The sequence below is a fragment of the Pseudomonas sp. GW823-FHT02C05 genome (assembly GCF_058797595.1).
In genome coordinates this window covers 445,001-463,638 of sequence record NZ_JBXAJU010000002.1, presented here as the reverse complement: position 1 = coordinate 463,638, position 18,638 = coordinate 445,001, and the positions used below count along the sequence as shown (strand labels likewise).

The 18,638-nt window shown below is 64.9% G+C and carries 17 protein-coding genes; 6 read left to right on the top strand and 11 right to left on the bottom strand.

Features of this window, described 5'->3' with window-relative positions:
* Positions 1-40: 40 nt before the first annotated feature.
* Positions 41-1,136 (bottom strand): peptide chain release factor 2 gene (gene prfB, locus AC1RGE_RS13070; protein WP_100255254.1). Its coding sequence is split into 2 segments (ribosomal slippage): positions 41-1,063 and positions 1,065-1,136, totalling 1,095 coding nucleotides; the frame shifts between segments, so codons are not numbered across the junction.
* 188 nt (positions 1,137-1,324) lie between these two features.
* Here prfB and AC1RGE_RS13065 point away from each other — a divergent pair.
* Positions 1,325-1,840, top strand: a complete 516-nt coding sequence (locus AC1RGE_RS13065) for a hypothetical protein (RefSeq protein WP_015634307.1) — start codon at positions 1,325-1,327, stop codon at positions 1,838-1,840.
* Positions 1,841-1,845: 5 nt separating this feature from the next.
* On the opposite strand, the gene AC1RGE_RS13060 is transcribed toward AC1RGE_RS13065, so the two are convergent.
* The 8 genes from AC1RGE_RS13060 to AC1RGE_RS13025 all read right to left on the bottom strand — a co-directional run bounded on the left by AC1RGE_RS13060 (position 1,846) and on the right by AC1RGE_RS13025 (position 11,278).
* On the bottom strand, positions 1,846-2,847 hold the full coding sequence (locus AC1RGE_RS13060) for a response regulator (RefSeq protein ID WP_011059483.1): 1,002 nt from the start codon (positions 2,845-2,847) through the stop codon (positions 1,846-1,848).
* Between the two features lie 48 nt (positions 2,848-2,895).
* The gene (locus AC1RGE_RS13055) at positions 2,896-3,906 is read right to left on the bottom strand and encodes a chemotaxis response regulator protein-glutamate methylesterase (protein ID WP_011059482.1); all 1,011 of its coding nucleotides are present in this window, start codon (positions 3,904-3,906) and stop codon (positions 2,896-2,898) included.
* The gene (locus tag AC1RGE_RS13050) at positions 3,903-6,227 is read right to left on the bottom strand and encodes a hybrid sensor histidine kinase/response regulator (protein WP_492584423.1); all 2,325 of its coding nucleotides are present in this window, start codon (positions 6,225-6,227) and stop codon (positions 3,903-3,905) included. The genes AC1RGE_RS13055 and AC1RGE_RS13050 overlap by 4 nt, the downstream gene beginning before the upstream one ends.
* Entirely contained in the window at positions 6,224-6,910 is a 687-nt protein-coding gene (locus AC1RGE_RS13045; protein ID WP_015634305.1) for a chemotaxis protein CheW, read from the bottom strand. Before AC1RGE_RS13045 ends, AC1RGE_RS13050 begins: the two co-directional genes overlap by 4 nt.
* Entirely contained in the window at positions 6,907-8,181 is a 1,275-nt protein-coding gene (locus tag AC1RGE_RS13040; RefSeq protein WP_492584421.1) for a CheR family methyltransferase, read from the bottom strand. Before AC1RGE_RS13040 ends, AC1RGE_RS13045 begins: the two co-directional genes overlap by 4 nt.
* A complete protein-coding gene (locus AC1RGE_RS13035) occupies positions 8,178-8,714 on the bottom strand; it encodes a chemotaxis protein CheW (RefSeq protein WP_161466247.1) in 537 nt (178 codons plus the stop codon). Before AC1RGE_RS13035 ends, AC1RGE_RS13040 begins: the two co-directional genes overlap by 4 nt.
* Positions 8,714-10,336 carry a methyl-accepting chemotaxis protein gene (locus AC1RGE_RS13030; protein WP_011059477.1) on the bottom strand — a complete coding sequence of 541 codons (1,623 nt, stop codon included), beginning with the start codon at positions 10,334-10,336 and terminating at the stop codon, positions 8,714-8,716. Before AC1RGE_RS13030 ends, AC1RGE_RS13035 begins: the two co-directional genes overlap by 1 nt.
* A 216-nt stretch (positions 10,337-10,552) precedes the next feature.
* Positions 10,553-11,278, bottom strand: coding sequence for a tellurite resistance TerB family protein (locus tag AC1RGE_RS13025; protein ID WP_011059476.1), 726 nt, complete (start codon positions 11,276-11,278; stop codon positions 10,553-10,555).
* A 272-nt stretch (positions 11,279-11,550) separates the two neighbouring features.
* Between AC1RGE_RS13025 and AC1RGE_RS13020 the strand changes: the two genes are divergently transcribed.
* The 4 genes from AC1RGE_RS13020 (at position 11,551) to AC1RGE_RS13005 (ending at position 14,808) form a co-directional block, all read left to right on the top strand.
* Entirely contained in the window at positions 11,551-11,961 is a 411-nt protein-coding gene (locus tag AC1RGE_RS13020) for a hypothetical protein (protein WP_019093917.1), read from the top strand.
* Positions 11,951-12,394: a hypothetical protein gene (locus tag AC1RGE_RS13015; RefSeq protein WP_015634300.1), complete on the top strand. Its 444-nt coding sequence runs from the start codon at positions 11,951-11,953 to the stop codon at positions 12,392-12,394. The genes AC1RGE_RS13020 and AC1RGE_RS13015 overlap by 11 nt, the downstream gene beginning before the upstream one ends.
* Before the next feature lie 50 nt (positions 12,395-12,444).
* The gene (locus AC1RGE_RS13010; protein ID WP_492584419.1) at positions 12,445-13,467 is read left to right on the top strand and encodes a hypothetical protein; all 1,023 of its coding nucleotides are present in this window, start codon (positions 12,445-12,447) and stop codon (positions 13,465-13,467) included.
* Between the two features lie 147 nt (positions 13,468-13,614).
* The gene (locus AC1RGE_RS13005; RefSeq protein ID WP_011059472.1) at positions 13,615-14,808 is read left to right on the top strand and encodes a DUF418 domain-containing protein; all 1,194 of its coding nucleotides are present in this window, start codon (positions 13,615-13,617) and stop codon (positions 14,806-14,808) included.
* On the opposite strand, the gene AC1RGE_RS13000 is transcribed toward AC1RGE_RS13005, so the two are convergent.
* Positions 14,805-15,338: a GNAT family N-acetyltransferase gene (locus tag AC1RGE_RS13000; RefSeq protein ID WP_011059471.1), complete on the bottom strand. Its 534-nt coding sequence runs from the start codon at positions 15,336-15,338 to the stop codon at positions 14,805-14,807. The two genes, AC1RGE_RS13005 and AC1RGE_RS13000, sit on opposite strands and share 4 nt — an antisense overlap.
* Before the next feature lie 200 nt (positions 15,339-15,538).
* Here AC1RGE_RS13000 and AC1RGE_RS12995 point away from each other — a divergent pair, with 200 nt between their 5' ends.
* Positions 15,539-17,158: a glucan biosynthesis protein D gene (locus AC1RGE_RS12995; RefSeq protein WP_011059470.1), complete on the top strand. Its 1,620-nt coding sequence runs from the start codon at positions 15,539-15,541 to the stop codon at positions 17,156-17,158.
* A gap of 160 nt (positions 17,159-17,318) precedes the next feature.
* Here the strand turns inward: AC1RGE_RS12995 and AC1RGE_RS12990 are convergent, their stop codons facing one another.
* On the bottom strand, positions 17,319-18,425 hold the full coding sequence (locus tag AC1RGE_RS12990; protein ID WP_492584417.1) for an NADH:flavin oxidoreductase/NADH oxidase: 1,107 nt from the start codon (positions 18,423-18,425) through the stop codon (positions 17,319-17,321).
* Between the last annotated feature and the right edge of the window lie 213 nt (positions 18,426-18,638).

Below are 18,638 nucleotides of genomic sequence, written 5' to 3'. Positions count from 1 at the left end.
TACGGGATCGCACCGTGTCAGCCGATCCCGTATTGCAGTATTACAAGCCCGATTTCAGGCTGGCTTCCAAGTATTCGTCGATGTCGCCGTCGAGTACCTTGTCGCAGTCGCTGCGTTCGATGTTGGTGCGCAGATCCTTGATCCGCGACGCATCGAGCACGTAGGAGCGGATCTGGTGACCCCAGCCGATGTCCGACTTGGTGTCTTCCAGCGCTTGCGACGCGGCGTTGCGCTTCTGCATTTCCTGCTCGTACAACTTGGCCCGCAGCATTTTCATGGCGGTGTCCTTGTTGGCGTGCTGGGAACGTTCGTTCTGGCAGCTGACCACGGTGTTGGTCGGTACGTGGGTGATACGTACGGCCGAGTCGGTGGTGTTTACGTGCTGACCGCCGGCACCGGAGGAACGATAGGTGTCGATCCGCAGGTCTGCCGGGTTGATTTCGATTTCCACCTTGTCGTCGATCTCGGGCGAGACGAAAACGGCGGAAAACGAGGTGTGGCGACGGTTGCCGGAGTCGAACGGGCTCTTGCGCACCAGACGGTGCACGCCGATCTCGGTGCGCAGCCAGCCAAAGGCGTATTCGCCCTTGATGTGCACGGTCGCACCTTTGATACCGGCGACTTCACCGGCCGACAGTTCCATGATGGTCGCGTCGAAACCGCGTTTGTCGGCCCAGCGCAGGTACATGCGCAGCAGGATGTTGGCCCAGTCCTGGGCCTCGGTGCCGCCGGAGCCGGCCTGGATGTCCAGGTAGGCGTTGTTCGGGTCCATTTCGTGGCTGAACATGCGGCGGAATTCGAGCTTGGCGAGGTTTTCCTCGAGACGGGCCAGCTCGGCGACGACATCGCCTACCGCGCCTTCGTCCTCTTCCTCGACCGCCATGTCCAGCAGATCGCGGCAATCGGCCAGGCCGCCGTTCAGTTCGTCCAGGGTCTCGACGATCTGTGCCAGCGCTGCGCGCTCGCGGCCCAGTTCCTGGGCGTATTCGGGTTTGTTCCAGACACTCGGATCTTCAAGCTCGCGATTGACCTCGGTCAGACGCTCATGCTTTTGATCGTAGTCAAAGATACCCCCGAATAGTTTCGGAGCGCTCGGACAGGTCCTTGATGGTGTTCAGGATCGGGTTGATTTCCATGGGGGGCGGCACTCGTTGGCGAACTTTTGAAAGCCGGAGATTATAACGGAATCACTGATTCACGGCAGCCCGCTTAGCGGCTTTAAGCGCAATTAGACCCGCTAATTTAAGCGCCAGGACCTATACAATCCGAGCGTGAATGCCACTTCTCGCACTCGATTGCCAGCAGAACCAGGAAACAGCCCGCCATGGAGAGAACCCTCAGCGACTCGCAAATCCGCTACATCAAGGCCCGCGAGCGTCGCAATCTCAGGGGAGCACAGGCATTCATATGCCTGTTCCTGAGCCTGTTCGTGCTGATCCTGCTGCAAGGGGTCTGGCTGTTGATCTCCCCACAGCTGGCCTGCGCCCTGCTGGTGCCGTGGGCGATCTTCCTGTGGTGGTGGGTCTTGCATCGTCTGAAAGGCCAGCAAAGCGAGGTGGCAGCCCGGACCCAGTGGCTGCAAGGCCAATTTAGTGCCACCTGGGTCTCCAGCCACAGAAATGGCCACTTCAGCTACAGCTTCGGTGACTACCCCATCGCCGCCTGCTGCCGGCTGAACAACCTCTTCAACGAGAAAAGGCTCGACCTGCACACCCGATACAGGGTCGAAGCCGCCCTTCTCACCTGCTCGCAAACCGCGAGCCACAGCTACTACCTGTTCGGCGACACCCTGGTCACCGTCCCTCGGGACCCGGCGACCGACGAGCAGCCTGGAAGCTGAGGCGGTTACTCGATCCCGACCTGGTTGCGGCCGTTGTTCTTGGCCAGGTACAGCCCCTTGTCCGCCGCCGAAATCAACTGCCGGCAATGGCTGTTGGGCTGCGGCGTTACGGTGGAAAGACCGATGCTGATGGTCAGGCTCGCGCCCTCCACCGGCGCGATATGGGGGATTTTCAAGGCTTCCACGGTCTGGCGCAGCTTCTCGGCCACCAGTCGCGCCCCGCCCGGCGAGGTATTGGGCAGCACCAGCACGAACTCTTCGCCGCCGTAGCGGGCCGGCAGGTCGGAAGGCCGGCTGCTGGCCTCGCGAATCGCCGTGGCCACCTTGCGCAGGGCTTCGTCGCCCTCCAGGTGGCCGAAGGTGTCGTTGTAGGTCTTGAAGTAGTCGACGTCGATCATCAACAGCGACAGCTGGCTCTGTTCACGCATCGCCCGCCGCCACTCCAGCTCCAGGTACTCATCGAAATGCCGGCGGTTGGACAGCCCGGTCAGGCCGTCGGAGTTCATCAGCCGTTGCAGCACCAGGTTGGTGTCCAGCAGTTGCTGCTGGCTGACCCGCAGGGCGCGGTAGGCCGCGTCACGCTGCAACAGGGTCATGTAGGAACGGGAGTGATAGCGAATGCGCGCCACCAGCTCGATGTTGTCCGGCAGCTTGACCAGGTAGTCGTTGGCCCCGGCGGCAAAGGCCGCGCTCTTGATCAGCGGGTCTTCCTTGGTGGAGAGAACGATGATCGGGATGTTCTGGGTCGCCGGGTGGTTGCGGTACTCGCGCACCAGGGTCAGGCCGTCCAGGCCCGGCATCACCAGGTCCTGGAGAATCACCGTGGGCTTGATGCGGATCGCCTGGGCAATGGCCTGGTGCGGATCGGCGCAGAAGTGGAAATCGATGTTTTCCTCGTTCGCCAACCCACGCCGCACCGCTTCGCCGATCATGGCCTGGTCGTCCACCAGCAACACCATGGCGGCATTTTCGTCGGTCTTGAATTCGTCGAGCTGTAAGTCATTCATGGGTTGTCACCTGAATTGCTACCTGGCCAGGACAGCTGCGTTTATCAGTCATTTGGCAAATATCTCCAGCAAACGTGGAGCGATCTTGTCCAGCGGGCGAATCTCTGAGGCGGCGCCGATGGCAGCGGCCGCCTTGGGCATGCCATACACCGCACTGCTGTTCTGGTCCTGGGCGATGGTCAGATAACCCTGATCACGCATCAGCTTCAAGCCCTGGGCGCCGTCACGGCCCATGCCGGTCAGCAGCACCCCCACCGCATCGCCATTCCAGAAACTGGCAACGCTCTCGAAAAACACATCGATGGAGGGCCGGTAGATCTCGTTCACCGGCTCGGCGGTATAGGCCAGGGTGCCGTTCTTCAACAGACGGATATGATGGTTGGTGCCCGCCAGCAGGACCTTGCCGCTTTGCGGCGGCTCGCCTTCCCGGGCCAGGCGCACCTCCAGGCCGGAGGCACTGCTGAGCCATTCGGCCATGCCTGCGGCAAACACCTGATCAACGTGCTGGACCAGCACGATGGCGGCGGCAAAGTCCTTTGGCAAGCCCTTGAGCAACACTTCCAGAGCCGCCGGCCCACCCGCGGAGGAGCCAATGGCCACCAGGCTCTGGCGTGGCGCACCGCTGCGCAGTGGCTGGGGCGCGGAACGCACCCGGCTGCCGCGCTGGCCGATCAGCCAACCGATATTGAGGATCTTGCGCAACAGTGGCGCCGCCGCTTCCTGGGCATTGCCCGCGCCCAGGGCCGGAGTGTCCACCACATCCAGCGCGCCGTGGCCCATGGCTTCGAACACCCGGTGCACATTCTGCTGGCGATCGACGGTGACGATCACGATGGCGCACGGCGACTCGGCCATGATCCGCCGCGTGGCCTCGACGCCATCCATCACCGGCATGATCAGGTCCATGAGAATCAGGTCCGGGGTCAGTTCGGCACAGTACTTCACCGCTTCCGCACCATTGGTGGCGACCCACACCACCTCGTGGCTGGGGTCGAAGGCCAGGGCACGGCGCAGGGCCTCCACGGCCATGGGCATGTCATTGACTATCGCTATCTTCATGCCCGCGCTCCTCCAATCAGTTCCACCACTGCATCCAGCAGGGCGTCGTCATGGAAACTGGCTTTGGCTAGATAATAGTCGGCACCGGCATCCAGTCCACGGCGCCGGTCTTCCTCACGGTCCTTGTAGGACACCACCATCACCGGCAGGGACTGCAGGCGATTGTCACGACGCAAGAGTGTGACCAATTCAATTCCATCCATTCGCGGCATGTCGATGTCGGTGATCAACAGGTCGAAGCTTTCCGAACGCAAGGCATTCCAGCCATCCATGCCATCCACTGCCACCGCCACGTCGTAACCGCGGTTGATCAGCAGCTTGCGTTGCAATTCACGCACCGTCAGCGAATCGTCCACCACCAGAATACGCTTGCGCGCGGCCTGTGCGTGCTGCTGATGGTTGCGCGCAATGCGCTCCAGACGCCCGGTATTGAGCAGTTTGTCCACCGAGCGCAGCATGTCCTCGACATCCACGATCAGCGCCACCCGGCCGTCATCGAGCAGGGCTCCGGCGGAGATGTCCTGAATCTTGCCCAGGCGGTCGTCCAGCGGCAGCACTACCAGGGTGCGCTCGCCGATGAAACGCTCCACGGCGATCCCGTACACCGCATCGCGCTCGCGGATCACCACCACCTTCAGAGTTGGCGCGCTTTCCTGGGTTGCCGGCCGCTGCAGCAACTGGCTGGCGGCGACCAGGCCGACATGCCGGCCTTCGTGCCAGAAATGCTGGCGCCCTTCCACCTGGACGATGACCTCGGGCTCCAGGTCGCACATGCGTTCGATATGGGCCAGCGGGAAGGCGTAGGCCTCGTCGCCGACCTCCACCACCAGGCTGCGTACCACCGACAGGGTCAGCGGCACCTCCAGGTGGAAACGGCTGCCCTGGCCAGTGTCCTGTTCCAGCACCACCGCCCCGCGCAGCTGACGCACCATGTGCTGCACCGCATCCAGGCCGACGCCGCGACCGGAGACCTCGGTGACCTTGTCCCGCAGGCTGAAGCCCGGCAGGAACAGGAAGGTCAGCAACTCTTCCTCACTGAGCTGGGCCGCGGTCTGCGCCGGCGACAACTGGCGCTCGACAATGCTCTGGCGCAAACGCTCCAGATCGACCCCATTGCCGTCGTCACTGAGTTCCAGCACCAGCAGACCGGCCTGGTGGGATGCCCGCAGGCGAATCACCCCTTCCGCCGGCTTGCCCGCCAGCTGGCGCTGCTCCGGCAGTTCGATGCCGTGATCGACGGCGTTGCGCAGCAAGTGGGTCAGCGGCGCTTCGAGTTTTTCCAGCACATCGCGGTCGACCTGGGTCTTCTCCCCCTCGATCTCCAGGCGTACCTGCTTGCCCAGGCTGCGACCCAGGTCGCGAACCATGCGCACCTGGCCGGTGAGTACGTCGGCAAAGGGCCGCATGCGGCAGGCCAGCGCGGTGTCGTAGAGCACCTGGGCGCGCTGGCTGGCCTGCCAGCCGAATTCGTCGAGCTCGGCGGTTTTTTCCGCCAGCAACTGCTGGGATTCGGCCAGCAGGCGCCGCGCATCCGCCAGGGCCTCCTGAGCCTCCAGGCTCAAGGCATGTTCCTTGAGGTGCAGGTTGAGGTTTTCCAGGGCGGTCAGGCTGTTGCTCTGGATCCGCCGCAGGCGCTGCAAGGTGGCCAGGTAGGGCTTGAGCCGCTGGGTTTCCACCAGGGATTTGCTCGACAGGTCCAGCAGGCTGTTGAGACGCTCGGCCGTGACCCGCAGCACCCGCTCGCCGCCTTCGGTCATGCGCTTGCCCGGGCGAGCGGGCTCATGGGCGGGTTCGCTGGCAGCCAGCAGCACGGGCTCGGCCTCGGGCTCGCCCAGGAACGCTCCATGGGCTTGCACCGGGGCTTGCGGTTGTGCGATTGGCAGCTCCGGTACTGGCGGTTCCGGCGTTTGCGCCGCCGGCATCGCGGCCCCTGGGGTCAACAGGCGCTCCATCAGGGCCACGTACAACGGGATGTCCGCGGCGACCAGCTCCGCACCGCCCGGGGTGGCGATGCGCATCAGCAGGTCGGTGCCCTGCAGCAGGGCGTCGATATGCTCGGGCTGCAGGTACAGCCGCCCTTCCTGGGCGCTCACCAGGCAGTCTTCCATCACGTGGGCAACGCTGACCCCGGCATCGACCCCGACAATCCGCGCCGCGCCCTTGAGGGAATGGGCTGCGCGCATGCAGGCTTCCAACTGGTCGGCCTGGGTCGGGTTGCGCTCCAGGGCCAGCAGCCCGGTGCTGAGCACCTGGGTCTGGGCTTCGGCTTCCAGGCTGAACAGCTCCAGCAGCGAGGCGTCGCGCATCTGATCGGGGGTCATGTCAGGCTCCGGGTCACGGCCGCGAGCAATTGCTCTTCGTCCAGCAGGCGCAGGCTGCGCCCCTGCCATTGCAACACGCCACGGGTGTACTTGGCATTGGCCTGCTCGCCGGAGGCCGAGGCGCCGTTGAGGATGCGCTCGTCGATGGCGTGGATGCCGTGCACTTCGTCCACCGGCACCACCACCGGGCCTCCGGCGGCGCCGATGATCAGCATGCGCGGCATCACCCGTCCTCCTGCCGGCGCGGCCGGGGAAGGATCCAGCCCCAGAAGCTCGGTCAGCGACAGGCAGGCCACCAGCGCCCCGCGGACATTGGCCACCCCCAGCAGGGCGCGCGAGCGCTGGTGCGGCAAGGAATGAATCGCCTGCTGCGGTGCCACTTCCAGCAGGCAGCGGGTCGGCAGGCCCAGCCACTCTTCGCCGAGGCGGAACATCAGCAGCGAGCGAGTGACCACATCGCTGTCGGCCTCCAGCACCACCGAATGCTCGCGGTCCTCCTGGCGCAACGAATAGCGGTCCAGCAGGCGGGTGGCGGCGGCCGAATACACCGAGCAGTTGCGGCAATGAATGTGCTCGGCCAGCAACGGGCAGGACTTGTCGCCATGGATACCGATGCGGTTCCAGCAATCATCGATGGCCTGCGCATCTTCACGGGTGACGTCCAATGAATAGGGATGGCTCATCGTTTCAACTCACTGTCGGCAGAGCGAACGCTGCGGGCCGCGCGCTCCTGCAATCGTTGGGCCCCGGCCACATCACCCTGGGAAGCCAGCAGCGCGCCCAGGTGCGCCAGGGCTTCGGGGTGCTGGGGCGCCAGGTACAGGGCCTTGCGGTAGTAACCCTGGGCTTCCATGGCGTTGCCGGCCACATCACTGAGCAGGCCCAGCCAGTAGAACACCTGGGCCACCGGCTCGTGCTGCTGCAAATAACGCTCGCAGGCGGCACGGGCCTCGGCGCTCTTGCCCTCGTTGGCCAGGGCGGCAATGGTGGCCAGCAGGCTGGCGGCATCACTTTCCATCAGCACGCCGTTGCTCAACGGCGCCGCAACCGGGCGCCCGGCGAATGGCCGTGGGCGCGGCGCCGGGGGCACCACGCTGCGCACGGGAACCGGCAGCGGCAAGGGTTGCGGCAGCACCACCGGGGCCGGCTCGGGCTCATGGTGGCGGCTGAAGGCGAAGGACTGCGGGATGCCGATGGAGCGCATGCCCAGGCGGCCCAGGAGGCTGCCTTCGGCGGGGCCGATGAACAGCACGCCCTCTTCATGGGTCAGGCGCTTGAGCACCTCGAACACCTGGCGCTGGGTCGGCTGGTCAAAATAGATCAGCAGGTTGCGGCAGAACACGAAATCGAAGGCCGGTTCACTGGCCAGCAAGCCCGGATCCAGGACATTGCCCACCTGCAACCGCACCTGCTCACGAACCCGCTCGCTCAGGCGATAACGCTCGCCCTCTTCAGCGTTGAAATGCCGCTCGCGAAACTCGATGGGCTGGCCACGAAAGGAATTCTTGCCGTACAGCGCAGCCTTGGCCCGCTCCACCGACAACGGGCTGACGTCCAGGCCGTCGACCTTGAACTGATGCGGCGCCAGGCCGCCATCGAGCAGGGCCATGGCGATGGAATAGGGCTCCTCGCCGGTGGAGCACGGCAGGCTCAACAGGCGCAGGGCCCGCATGCCCTTGATCTGCGCCAGCCGCGCCTTGGCCAGCTTGACCAGGGTCGCGAAGGATTCCGGATAGCGGAAAAACCAGGTTTCCGGAACGATCACCGCTTCGATCAGGGCCTGCTGCTCATCCCGCGAGCCTTGCAGTTTCTGCCAGTACTCATCGCTGCTGCGGGCATACAGGGCATTGCAGCGCTGGCGTACCGCGCGCTCGATGATCGCCGGCCCCACGGAGGCGACATCCAGACCGATACGTTCCTTGAGGAAATCGAAAAATCGTTGCTCCTCGCTCATCGAGGCTCCTCAAGCGATGCCGGATCCAGGGGCACGGCGGGAAACAGCAGCTCACGCACCTTGAGGGGCAGCAGGTCGTCGACCCGCACCCATTGCAGCAGGCCCTGGGCGTCTTCGCGCACCGGCCCCAGGTATGGCGCCTGGCGGTTGTCCAGGCCATAGGGCTGGAACTGCGCCGGGTCGCAGCGCAGGGTGTCGTTGGCCTGCTCCAGCAACAGCCCGAGAATCCGCGCCGGCTGCCCGACATCGCCACGGTAGTGCACCAGCACCAGCCGGGTACTGGTGCGCAACTGCGCCGGGCGGCCGAAGGTCAGCTCGCACAGGTCGATGACTGGCACCACCACGCCGCGATAGGCAAACACCCCGGCCACCCAGGACGGCGCCTGTGCAATGGGCTTGAGCTGCAGGCGCGGCAACACCTCCACCACATCCACGGCCTGCAGCGCATAGCGCTCCTGGCCGATGCGGAACACCAGGAACAGAGCATTCCTGGCACCAGTTGCGCCGTTGCGCTTGTGCGCGAGCTCATCCATCAGACTTTGAAACGCGAAACGCCGCTGCGCAGCCCCACCGCCACCTGGCTCAGCTCGTCAATGGCAAAGCTGGCCTGGCGCAGGGACTCGACGGTCTGGCTGCTGGCATCCCCCAGTTGCACCAGGGCATGGTTGATCTGCTCGGCACCCGTGGCCTGGGCCTGCATGCCCTCATTGACCATCAACACCCGCGGAGCCAAGGCCTGGACCTGATGGATGATCTGCGACAGCTGTTCACCCACCTGCTGCACCTCGGCCATGCCGCGGCGCACCTCCTCGGAAAACTTGTCCATGCCCATGACCCCCGCCGACACCGCCGACTGGATCTCACGGACCATCTGCTCGATGTCATAGGTGGCCACTGCGGTCTGATCCGCCAGGCGCCGCACTTCAGTGGCGACCACGGCAAAACCACGGCCGTACTCGCCGGCCTTCTCGGCCTCGATGGCGGCGTTGAGCGACAGCAGGTTGGTCTGGTCGGCGACCTTGACGATGGTCACCACCACCTGGTTGATGTTGCCGGCCTTCTCGTTGAGGATCGCCAGCTTGGCGTTCACCAGGTCTGCCGCGCCCATCACCGAGTGCATGGTGTCTTCCATGCGCGCCAGGCCCTGCTGGCCGGAGCCGGCAAGCACCGAGGCCTGGTCGGCGGCGCTGGACACTTCAGTCATGGTGCGCACCAGGTCCCGGGAGGTCGCGGCGATCTCCCGCGAGGTGGCGCCGATTTCCGTGGTGGTGGCGGCCGTCTCGGTGGCGGTGGCCTGTTGCTGCTTGGAGGTGGCGGCGATCTCGGTCACCGAGGTGGTGACCTGCACCGAGGAGCGCTGGGCCTGGGACACCAGGGCGGTGAGCTCGGTCATCATGTCGTTGAAGCCGGTTTCCACGGCGCCGAACTCGTCCTTGCGGTCCAGGTTCAGGCGGCCGCTCAGGTCACCGGTGCGCATGATTTCCAGAATGCTCACGATGCGGTTCATCGGCGCCATGATTGCGCGCATCAGCAGCAGGCCGCAGAGCCCGGCAGCCAGCACCGCCAGCAGCAACGACACGCCCATGCTGACCTTGGCCGCGGCCACTGCATCGTCGATGGCGGCGGTGGCGGAGTCGGCCACGGCCTTGTTTTCGCTGATGATGTCGTTGAGTTTCATCCGCCCGGCGGTCCAGGCCGGGGTCAGTTGCTCATTGAACAGGCGGATTGCCTCGGCCTCCTGGCGACGCTGGTGCAGATCGAGCACGGCGGCCTGGATGCGGTTGAACTCTTGAAGATCCTTCTCGAAGGCATCGAACTCGCTCTGGTCCTCGCGGCTGTTGATGGTCTGCTTGTAATTGGTCATCTGGGTCTGCAGGCGTTCTTCGAAGGCCTTGAAGTCCGCCTTGTCCTCGGCGCTGATGTCCTGATTCTGCTTGAGGCCGATGATTTCCTGGGTCTGCAGGTAGGTGTCGACCCAGGCGCTGCGGATCATCGAACTGAAATAGACCCCGGGCACCGCGTCATTGCGCATGCGCTCTTCACCGGATTCGATCTTCAACAGCCGCGAGTACGAGACGACGACCATCAACAGCATGATGGCGATAATCACCGCAAAGCTCGCCAAAATGCGTTGGCGCAACGTCCAGTTCTTCACAGTCAGTCCTCGAGGCCATTCAAAAATGTGGGGAGTATAGCCGAGGACGATGCAGGTTTTATGGGTGGTTTAGCACCACGGTTGGCACTTTCGATAAATTTGTGCACCCGCTCTGGATGGCGGCTCAGCGGCAGTTTTATCACCCCGGCCAAGGCAATTCGGCAAATCCACCCGGCAGAACCGCCATCCCTGGCGAACGGCACTCCCAACACCGCTTCAGAGGTTGTTCTGGCGCACCTGGTTCTCCAGTTCGGCCTTGAGCCCCGGCGCCAGTTGCAACTGGCGCGCCAGCTCGTCCAGGTAAGCTTTTTCCATGAAGTGCTCTTCATCCACCAGCATCACGCTGGCCAGGTACATTTCCGCGGCCATTTCCGGCGTGCTCGCGGCCCGGGCGACATCCGCCGGGTCCAGGGGCTTGTTCAGTTCACTGTGCAGCCACTGCTGCAATTGCGGGTCGTTGTCCAGCTTGCGGAACTCGCCCTCGATCAGCGCCCGCTCGCGCTCGTCCACATGGCCGTCGGCCTTGGCCGCCGCCACCAGCGCCTTGAGGATCGCCTGGCTGTGCAATTCCACCTGCTGCGCCGGCAGGCGGTCCAGGGTCTGGGGTTCGCTGCGCGGGGCGGCGCCCTGCTGCGCCTGCCAGTTGCCGTAGGCTTTGTAGGCCAGCACGCCGAGGGCCGCGAGACCGCCGTAGGTCAGGGCCTTGCCGCCGTACTTGCGGGCCTTCTTGTTGCCCAGCAGCAGGCCCATGGCCCCGGCTGCCAAGGCACCGCCACCGGCGCCGGAAAGCAGCCCACCGAGGCCGCCGGACTGGCCACCGAGCAAGCCGCCGAGGCCGCCCTGCGAGCCCTTGCCGTGCTCCGCCGGCGCTGCGCCTGCCTTGTTCTGCAGCATTTCCTGGCCGGACCTGAGTAATTGATCGAGCAATCCACGGGTGTTCATCTGCTGCCTCCGGAAAATAGGTGTCATGTCGACACATAAGGCTGTAAGCCTAGAGAGAAGTGCCCGGGTCGATGCCGCGATAGTGCTTCTGAATGTTGCTTTGCCCGGCCTGGAACACCGGCGTCGCCCCACTGGATTGGCGCCCCGAGTTACGGCACTATCCGCCTCCTGAAAAGCACCGGCGCCACTGCCCGGGCTCACCCCATACCTTCCGGCAGCAAGGATGCGCCCATGCCCCGTGACAACCCCGCCACCGCCTGCGAGTGCCGCCCATGAGCCTGGACGCTGCCAGCCGTTATCAGGTGACGCGAATCCTCACCGGCCTGGCGCCCCATTGCCTGCCACCGCTGCTGTTCTATTACGCCCATGTCTGGGGCATACCGGTGTACCGCAGCCACTTCGGCGCTCTCGCCAAGGGCTTCGGTCTGGGGATGATGGTGGAACTGCTGCTGCAACTGCTGATCGTCGTCAGCTTCCTGCAGGTCTTGGTGCCCCAGCTCAAGGTCAAGCTGGTCCTGATCGGCACCCTGGCGCTGTTCACCGCCTGGGCAATGTTTCCCGACCATCCGATACGCGGCTACGTCTATTGCTTCCTGATGACCGTGCCGCCATTGCTGGCGATCTGGCTGGCGCAGGGTCTGTGCCGGCTGTGCCTGCCCGGGGAGCAGTTGCATGCCCAGTAGAAACACCCCAATTGCGCGCTTCTGGCTGGCGCTTGTGCTGCTGATCATTGGCCGCCCCTGCCTGGCCATGAGCCTGGAGCAGCAGTTCGCCGGGCTTGCCGACTGCTCCATGGAAAACGTCTATCTGGACGCCAGCGACCACCAGCCCCGGGGCGCGTACTTCAGCGAACGCCAACTGCAGCCCTGCGAGCTGGACGAAGCCGCCCGCTATTGCGTCGACGACCAGTACCACGGCCTGGCAGTCAGCGCGGTGATGATTCCCTATCGCGGGCCGTTCTCGGTCCACGCCCTGTATCTCAAGGACAGTGTCGACAGCGTGCGCCAGCGTCTGGGAACCGCCTTCTTCGGTGATGGCCGGGAACGCCCGCTGCTCACCGAAGACCGCCATACTCCCGGCAGCTCGGTGCTGTATTGCGACCCGCAAAGCCAATGAGCCTGCTTGCCCACATGCCTGTTCTGTATCGCCCCCGGATGACCCTGCCGATGCCCACCCCCCGTCGCTGTTTGCACCTGATCGCCCTGAGCCTGATGCTCGGTGCCGCCGCCCAGGCCGCCGCCGCACCTGCCTGCCCGTCCAGCGACCTGAAGGTCTTTGCCCAGGCCTTTGCCAGCAGCCCGGAACTGCAGCAGGCATTCACTGCCGTGCCACTGGTCGAGCAACGGCCGATCACTGACGAGCGCGGCCGGGAAGTCACCGCGCGCTACAAGCTCACGGGCGACACCCACCACCTGTTGACCCTGCTCGCCCCCAAGGCCCAGGCCGAAGCTGGCCTGCAGAGCTTCTGGGAGGGCAATACCCTGGTGGTCAACGATCCCCTGGGCGATGTGGTGCAAGCCTTCGTCTTTGAACAGGGTGCCTGCTGGCAACTGGTGCGCGTCGAGCAATGGTCCATGGACGAATTGCTCACACACAACGCCCCCGCAGGCGAAAGCGCCCTGCAGCGACAGATGCGCAAGGCTGACCTGTTCCTGGGCTACGGCGGACGCGAGCAGTACCCGCTGACCGCGTACTTCTTCGAGCTCGGGCAACGCATCCTGCTCGATGCCGCCCGCCACGGCTCACCCAAGGCCGCGGTGCAGGCGGTCAGCCTCGGCTACTCGGGCATGGCCCCGGCGCTCAAGCCGGGGGAGCCGGAAGAACTGCTGCTGCCCTACGCCAAGACCGATGCCGAGGCGGCGCTGATGCTGTCCATGTACTACTGCGACCCAGTCGGCGATGGCTCGATCACCCAATGCCAGCAGCCGCGCAAGTCCGAAGAGCTGGTGCTGCGCACCGCCAGGGAACTGGATTCAGGCAGCGCCTTCTACTACCTGGGCAGTGGCTATGCCGATGGCCAGTGGGGCGTCACCGACAGACCCAGGGCCCTGGCCTGTCACCAGGAAGCACTCAAGCGCGGTGACCTGCATAGCCTCTGGCCGCTGACCTGGTGGAGCAAAAAGAATGAGATGCCGGCCGGCGGCGCCCAGTGCCTGGAACCTTCAGCGCCCGCCCAGGCGGGAAGCTGAGCCCGCATCTTGACGCTTTTTAACAAAATCCCCATAGCTGCGCCCCGGCCTGATCGGGTTAATTGAGACTCTGGCTCGATCAACCCCGGAGGTCCGTTCCATGCGCTGTACCCCGCTTTCATCACCGCTGTTGCCGGTACCCCGCAGATGACGGCCTCCGGAGCGACGCAAGCAGCGCGCCTGGAGCAGGTGGACGCCCTGCGCGGTTTCGCCCTGCTGGGCATCCTGGCGGTGAATATCTGGTCCTTCGCCGATCCGTACTACGCCTCGTCGGTGAGCAACCCGGGCTACGCCAGTAGCCTTGACCACCTGGTTCGCTGGCTGGTGTCGGTGTTCTTCGAGACCAAGTTCTACCTGCTGTTCTCGTTCCTGTTCGGCTATAGCTTCACCTTGCAGATGACCTCCGCCGAACGCTCGGGGGAGCGCTTCGTACCGCGCATATTGCGCCGGCAACTGGCCTTGCTGGTGATCGGCCTGATCCACGGCGCCCTGCTGTTCTATGGCGAAATTCTCTCGCTGTACGCCGTGCTGGGGCTGGTCCTGCTGATTCTGCGCGGCTTGTCGGTCCGCTGGGCGGCGGCCCTGGCCGCACTGTTGATCAGCGGCACGGCGGCGCTGTTCCTGCTGTTCGGCATCACCCTGCTGGAGGCCGGCCTCTACACCGGCGCCGCCGATGACGGGCCGGTACTCAAGGACCTGGCCCTGAGCGGCAGCGCCCTGCAAACCCTGGCCTACAACGCCTCGCATCTGCTGGAAACCGCCTCGGCGCTGTGGCTGCTGCAGGGCCCCTGCACCCTGGCAATGTTCCTGCTGGGCTATGTGGCGGGGCGCAACAAGCTGCTGGTGGCGCCCTACGCCTTCGAACCGCACCTGGCACGGCTGCTGAGGATCAGCCTGCCGCTGGGCCTGGGTGGCGCCCTGCTCTACGGCTACTGGGCGGCCTATGCGCCCGGCGGCGGCCTGGAAGTGCTCGGCTACGGCGTCAGCCAACTGACCGCACCACTGCTCTCGGCCAGCTACGCCATGCTGCTGCTCAAGGCCTTCGGCTCGGCCCCGGGCCAACGCCTGTGCCGACGGCTGGCGCCACTGGGGCGCATGTCCCTGAGCAACTACCTGCTGCAATCGCTGATTCTGGGGCTGCTGTTCACCGGCTACGGGCTGGGGCTGGTCAACCACTTGCCGCCGCTGTGGATTGTGCTGCTGGTGGTTGCCATCTACCTGCTGCAGATGCAGCTCAGCACCCTGTGGTTGCGCAGCCACCAGTACGGCCCCTGCGAGTGGCTGCTGCGGGCCGTGACCATCGCGGCCTGGCCAAGCTGGCGCAAGCGCCTGGCGGCCTAGGCCAGGCGCAGGTACAGGTGGATGTCCTCGGGCTCGATGCGCAGCAGTTGCGGGTCGGGCGTGGCCAGCAGTTCGCAGCCCAGGCGCATATAGAAATCCACCGTATGCCGCGACGGCGTGGCTGACACATACAAGCCCTGCCCCCCCAGGACCAGGGCCTGCTCCCGGGCCAGGGCAAACAACTGCCGGCCCAGGCCAAGGCCGCGATAGGCCTGGCTCACATGGAGGAACTTCAATTGCCGCAGATCCAGCCCGGCACAGGCGATCGGCAGGCAATCCACCACCACCGCGGCCACCAGCGCCGGGCCGTCGAACACCCCGTACAGCCAACCGCCACGCCGGTAACACTGCTGCAAGATCAATGCATCATGCTCGGCCTCGCCCTCCGGCCAGCCCTGCACCACTTCATGCTGGGCGTAGCAGCTCAATTGCCCATTGCACAGGCGGTAGAACTCATCGATGACCTCGGCGCGGTCGATCCATTTGAGCAAGGGGATATCGTCTTCGCCGAGCAAGCGCGGGTGCAGCATGGGAGCAGTTCCTGAAGGGGATCGGGCGGTTACCAATGGACACAAGCTAATCATTTTTCTGCCCCTGGCGAACCGTTTATTCTATCCGGCGTCTGTTTATAGTCCGTTGCGTTTGGCCGATGGCATGACCGAACCACCCCTCGCGATCCCCCCACGCAGCCAGGAACGGCTTGGGATCTTTCTCTGATCAAGGTTCAACCATGCACCGCAGGAATCTCCTCAAAGCCTCCATGGCCCTGGCGGCCTATACCGGCCTCTCGGCCAGCGGCCTGCTGGCCGCCCGCGCCTGGGCCGGCGCCGCTGATGGCCAGGCCCAGGCGTTCGATTTCGAGCAGCTCAAGGCCCAGGCCAAGCAACTTGCCGCCAGCCAGTACGTGGACACCAAGCAGGTGTTGCCGCCCACCCTGGCGAAGATGACCCCGCAGAACTTCAACGCCATCCAGTACGACAGCAAGCACTCGCTGTGGAACGAGTTGAACGGGCAGTTGGACGTGCAGTTCTTCCACGTCGGCATGGGCTTCAAGCAGCCGGTGCGCATGCACAGTGTCGACCCCAAGACCCGCCAGGCGCGGGAGGTGCACTTCCGCCCGCCACTGTTCAACTACCAGAACACCAGCGTCGACACCGCCCAGCTCAAGGGCGACCTGGGCTTTGCCGGGTTCAAGCTGTTCAAGGCCCCGGAACTGGACAAGCACGACGTGGTGTCCTTCCTTGGTGCCAGCTACTTCCGCGCAGTGGACGCCACCGGCCAGTACGGCCTCTCGGCCCGTGGCCTGGCCATCGACACCTACGCCAAGCGCCGCGAGGAGTTCCCCGACTTCACCCAGTTCTGGTTCGAGACCCCGGACAAGGACAGCACCCGCTTCGTGGTCTACGCCCTGCTGGACTCGCCGAGCGCCACCGGTGCCTACCGTTTCGACATCGACTGCCAGGCCGAACGCGTGGTGATGGACGTCGACGCCCACATCAATGCCCGCACCGCCATCGAGCAACTGGGCATTGCACCGATGACCAGCATGTTCAGCTGCGGCACCCATGAGCGGCGCATGTGCGACACCATCCACCCGCAGATCCACGACTCCGACCGCCTGGCCATGTGGCGCGGCAATGGCGAGTGGATCTGCCGCCCGCTGAACAACCCGGCGAACCTGCAATTCAACGCTTTCGCCGACAAGGACCCGAAAGGCTTCGGCCTGGTGCAGACCGACCACGAGTTCGCCAGCTACCAGGACACCGTGGACTGGTACAGCCGCCGCCCGAGCCTGTGGGTCGAGCCCACCACTGCCTGGGGCGAAGGCAGCATCGACCTGCTGGAAATCCCCACCACCGGCGAAACCCTGGACAACATCGTGGCCTTCTGGACCCCGAAAAAACCGGTGGCCGCCGGGGACTCGCTGAACTACGGCTACAAACTCTACTGGAGCGCCCTGCCGCCCGTGGGCACGCCCCTGGCGCGAGTACACGCCACCCGCTCCGGCATGGGCGGTTTCGTCGAAGGCTGGGCCCCGGGCGAGCATTACCCGGAAGTCTGGGCGCGGCGCTTTGCCGTGGACTTCACCGGCGGCGGCCTCGACCGCCTGCCAGCGGGCACTGGCATCGAGCCGGTGGTCACCGCGTCTAACGGCGAGGTCAAGGACTTCAACGTGCTGGTGCTGGACGAGATCAAGGGCTACCGCATCACCTTCGACTGGTTCCCCACCAACGACAGCGTCGAACCGGTGGAGCTGCGGCTGTTCATCCGCACCAACGACCGAACCCTGAGCGAGACCTGGCTGTACCAGTACTTCCCGCCGGCGCCGGACAAACGCAAATACCCGTGACCCGCTGCCAGCCCCGGCCCGCCCTACGGGCCTCTTCGCCGGCAAGCCGGCTCCTACAGACCGCACCGCCCCCGTAGGAGCTGGCTTGCCAGCGAAGGCAGCCTGAAGCCAGGCACAAAAAACGGCCCGCACGGGCCGTTTTTTTTACATCGGCAAAAGCCTAATCGCGCAAATCCGACTCATGAATCGGCTGGTCCCTGTGGGTCGCCCGCTGGTACTGCGCCGGCCAGATCGCCTTGCGCCCGCCCAGGTCGTCATCGGCATGCAGCGGCCAGTAAGGGTCCCTCAGCAGCTCCCGGGCCAGGAAGATGATGTCCGCCTGACAGGTACGCAAAATATGCTCCGCCTGGGCCGGTTCGGTGATCATCCCCACGGTCCCGGTGGCAATCCCCGACTCCTTGCGCACTCGCTCGGCAAAGCGCGTCTGGTAGCCCGGCCCGGTGGGAATCTCGGCATTGGCCGCGGTGCCTCCGGACGACACATCGATCAAATCCACCCCCAGGTCCTTGAGGCGCCGCGCCAGCTCCACGGTCTCGTCCGGGTTCCAGCCGTCTTCCACCCAATCGGTGGCCGACACCCGCACGAACAGCGGCAGCTCCTCGGGCCACACCGCGCGTACCGCTTCGGTCACCTGCAACACCAGGCGAATGCGGTTTTCGAACGAACCGCCGTATTGATCCTGGCGCTGGTTGCTCAGGGGCGAGAGGAACTGATGCAACAGGTAGCCATGGGCGGCATGCACTTCCACCACTTTGAAACCGGCCTCCAGCGCGCGCTTGGCGGCCTCGACGAAGGCCTGGATGACTTCGCCGATCTGCCCTTCATCGAGCTGGGTCGGCGGTGTGTGCTGCGGATCGAAGGCAATCCGCGATGGCCCCACCGGCACCCAGCCACCGTCCTCGGGCTTGACGCTGCCGGACTTGCCCAGCCAGGGTCGATGAGTACTGGCCTTGCGCCCGGCATGGGCCAGCTGGATACCCGCCACCGCGCCCTGGGCGGTGATGAAACGGGTGATGCGCTGCAAGGGTTCGATCTGCGCGTCGTTCCACAGCCCCAGGTCCTGGGCGGTGATCCGGCCTTCGGCGGTGACCGCCGTGGCCTCGGTGAAGATCAACCCGGCGCCGCCGACGGCGCGGCTGCCCAGGTGCACCAGGTGCCAGTCGTTGGCCAACCCGTCCACCGACGAGTACTGGCACATGGGCGACACCGCGATGCGGTTGAGCAGGGTCAGTTGACGCAGGGTATAGGGTTCAAGCAGCAGACTCATGGGGCACCTCTCGGTCAATGGTCAGGCTCCAGGGTTCTGTGTGAACGGTCGACGAGTGACTGCGAAGTGAAGCGCCCGCCCCCGCGGGAAGATGAATGACAAAAAAGTCACAAGACCAATCAGACAGTGCTTAGAGACTAGTCGACAACACTGCCGTTGGCTGGGTTCCTGACACGGCACCGGGCAAAAAACCTGTTGCACTGGCCGCTGCCA

Bases quoted from the DNA above. Each gene is read 5' to 3' on its own strand.
- AC1RGE_RS13020 (WP_019093917.1), top strand. From the start codon at position 11,551: ATGAGCCTGGACGCTGCCAGCCGTTATCAGGTGACGCGAATCCTCACC.
- AC1RGE_RS13025 (WP_011059476.1), bottom strand. From the start codon at position 11,278: ATGAACACCCGTGGATTGCTCGATCAATTACTCAGGTCCGGCCAGGAA.
- AC1RGE_RS13015 (WP_015634300.1), top strand. From the start codon at position 11,951: ATGCCCAGTAGAAACACCCCAATTGCGCGCTTCTGGCTGGCGCTTGTG.
- AC1RGE_RS13055 (WP_011059482.1), bottom strand. From the start codon at position 3,906: ATGAAGATAGCGATAGTCAATGACATGCCCATGGCCGTGGAGGCCCTG.
- AC1RGE_RS13035 (WP_161466247.1), bottom strand. From the start codon at position 8,714: ATGGATGAGCTCGCGCACAAGCGCAACGGCGCAACTGGTGCCAGGAAT.
- AC1RGE_RS13000 (WP_011059471.1), bottom strand. From the start codon at position 15,338: ATGCTGCACCCGCGCTTGCTCGGCGAAGACGATATCCCCTTGCTCAAA.
- AC1RGE_RS13050 (WP_492584423.1), bottom strand. From the start codon at position 6,227: ATGACCCCCGATCAGATGCGCGACGCCTCGCTGCTGGAGCTGTTCAGC.
- AC1RGE_RS13060 (WP_011059483.1), bottom strand. From the start codon at position 2,847: ATGAATGACTTACAGCTCGACGAATTCAAGACCGACGAAAATGCCGCC.
- AC1RGE_RS13040 (WP_492584421.1), bottom strand. From the start codon at position 8,181: ATGAGCGAGGAGCAACGATTTTTCGATTTCCTCAAGGAACGTATCGGT.
- AC1RGE_RS13010 (WP_492584419.1), top strand. From the start codon at position 12,445: ATGCCCACCCCCCGTCGCTGTTTGCACCTGATCGCCCTGAGCCTGATG.
- AC1RGE_RS12995 (WP_011059470.1), top strand. From the start codon at position 15,539: ATGCACCGCAGGAATCTCCTCAAAGCCTCCATGGCCCTGGCGGCCTAT.
- AC1RGE_RS13005 (WP_011059472.1), top strand. From the start codon at position 13,615: ATGACGGCCTCCGGAGCGACGCAAGCAGCGCGCCTGGAGCAGGTGGAC.
- AC1RGE_RS12990 (WP_492584417.1), bottom strand. From the start codon at position 18,425: ATGAGTCTGCTGCTTGAACCCTATACCCTGCGTCAACTGACCCTGCTC.
- AC1RGE_RS13065 (WP_015634307.1), top strand. From the start codon at position 1,325: ATGGAGAGAACCCTCAGCGACTCGCAAATCCGCTACATCAAGGCCCGC.
- AC1RGE_RS13045 (WP_015634305.1), bottom strand. From the start codon at position 6,910: ATGAGCCATCCCTATTCATTGGACGTCACCCGTGAAGATGCGCAGGCC.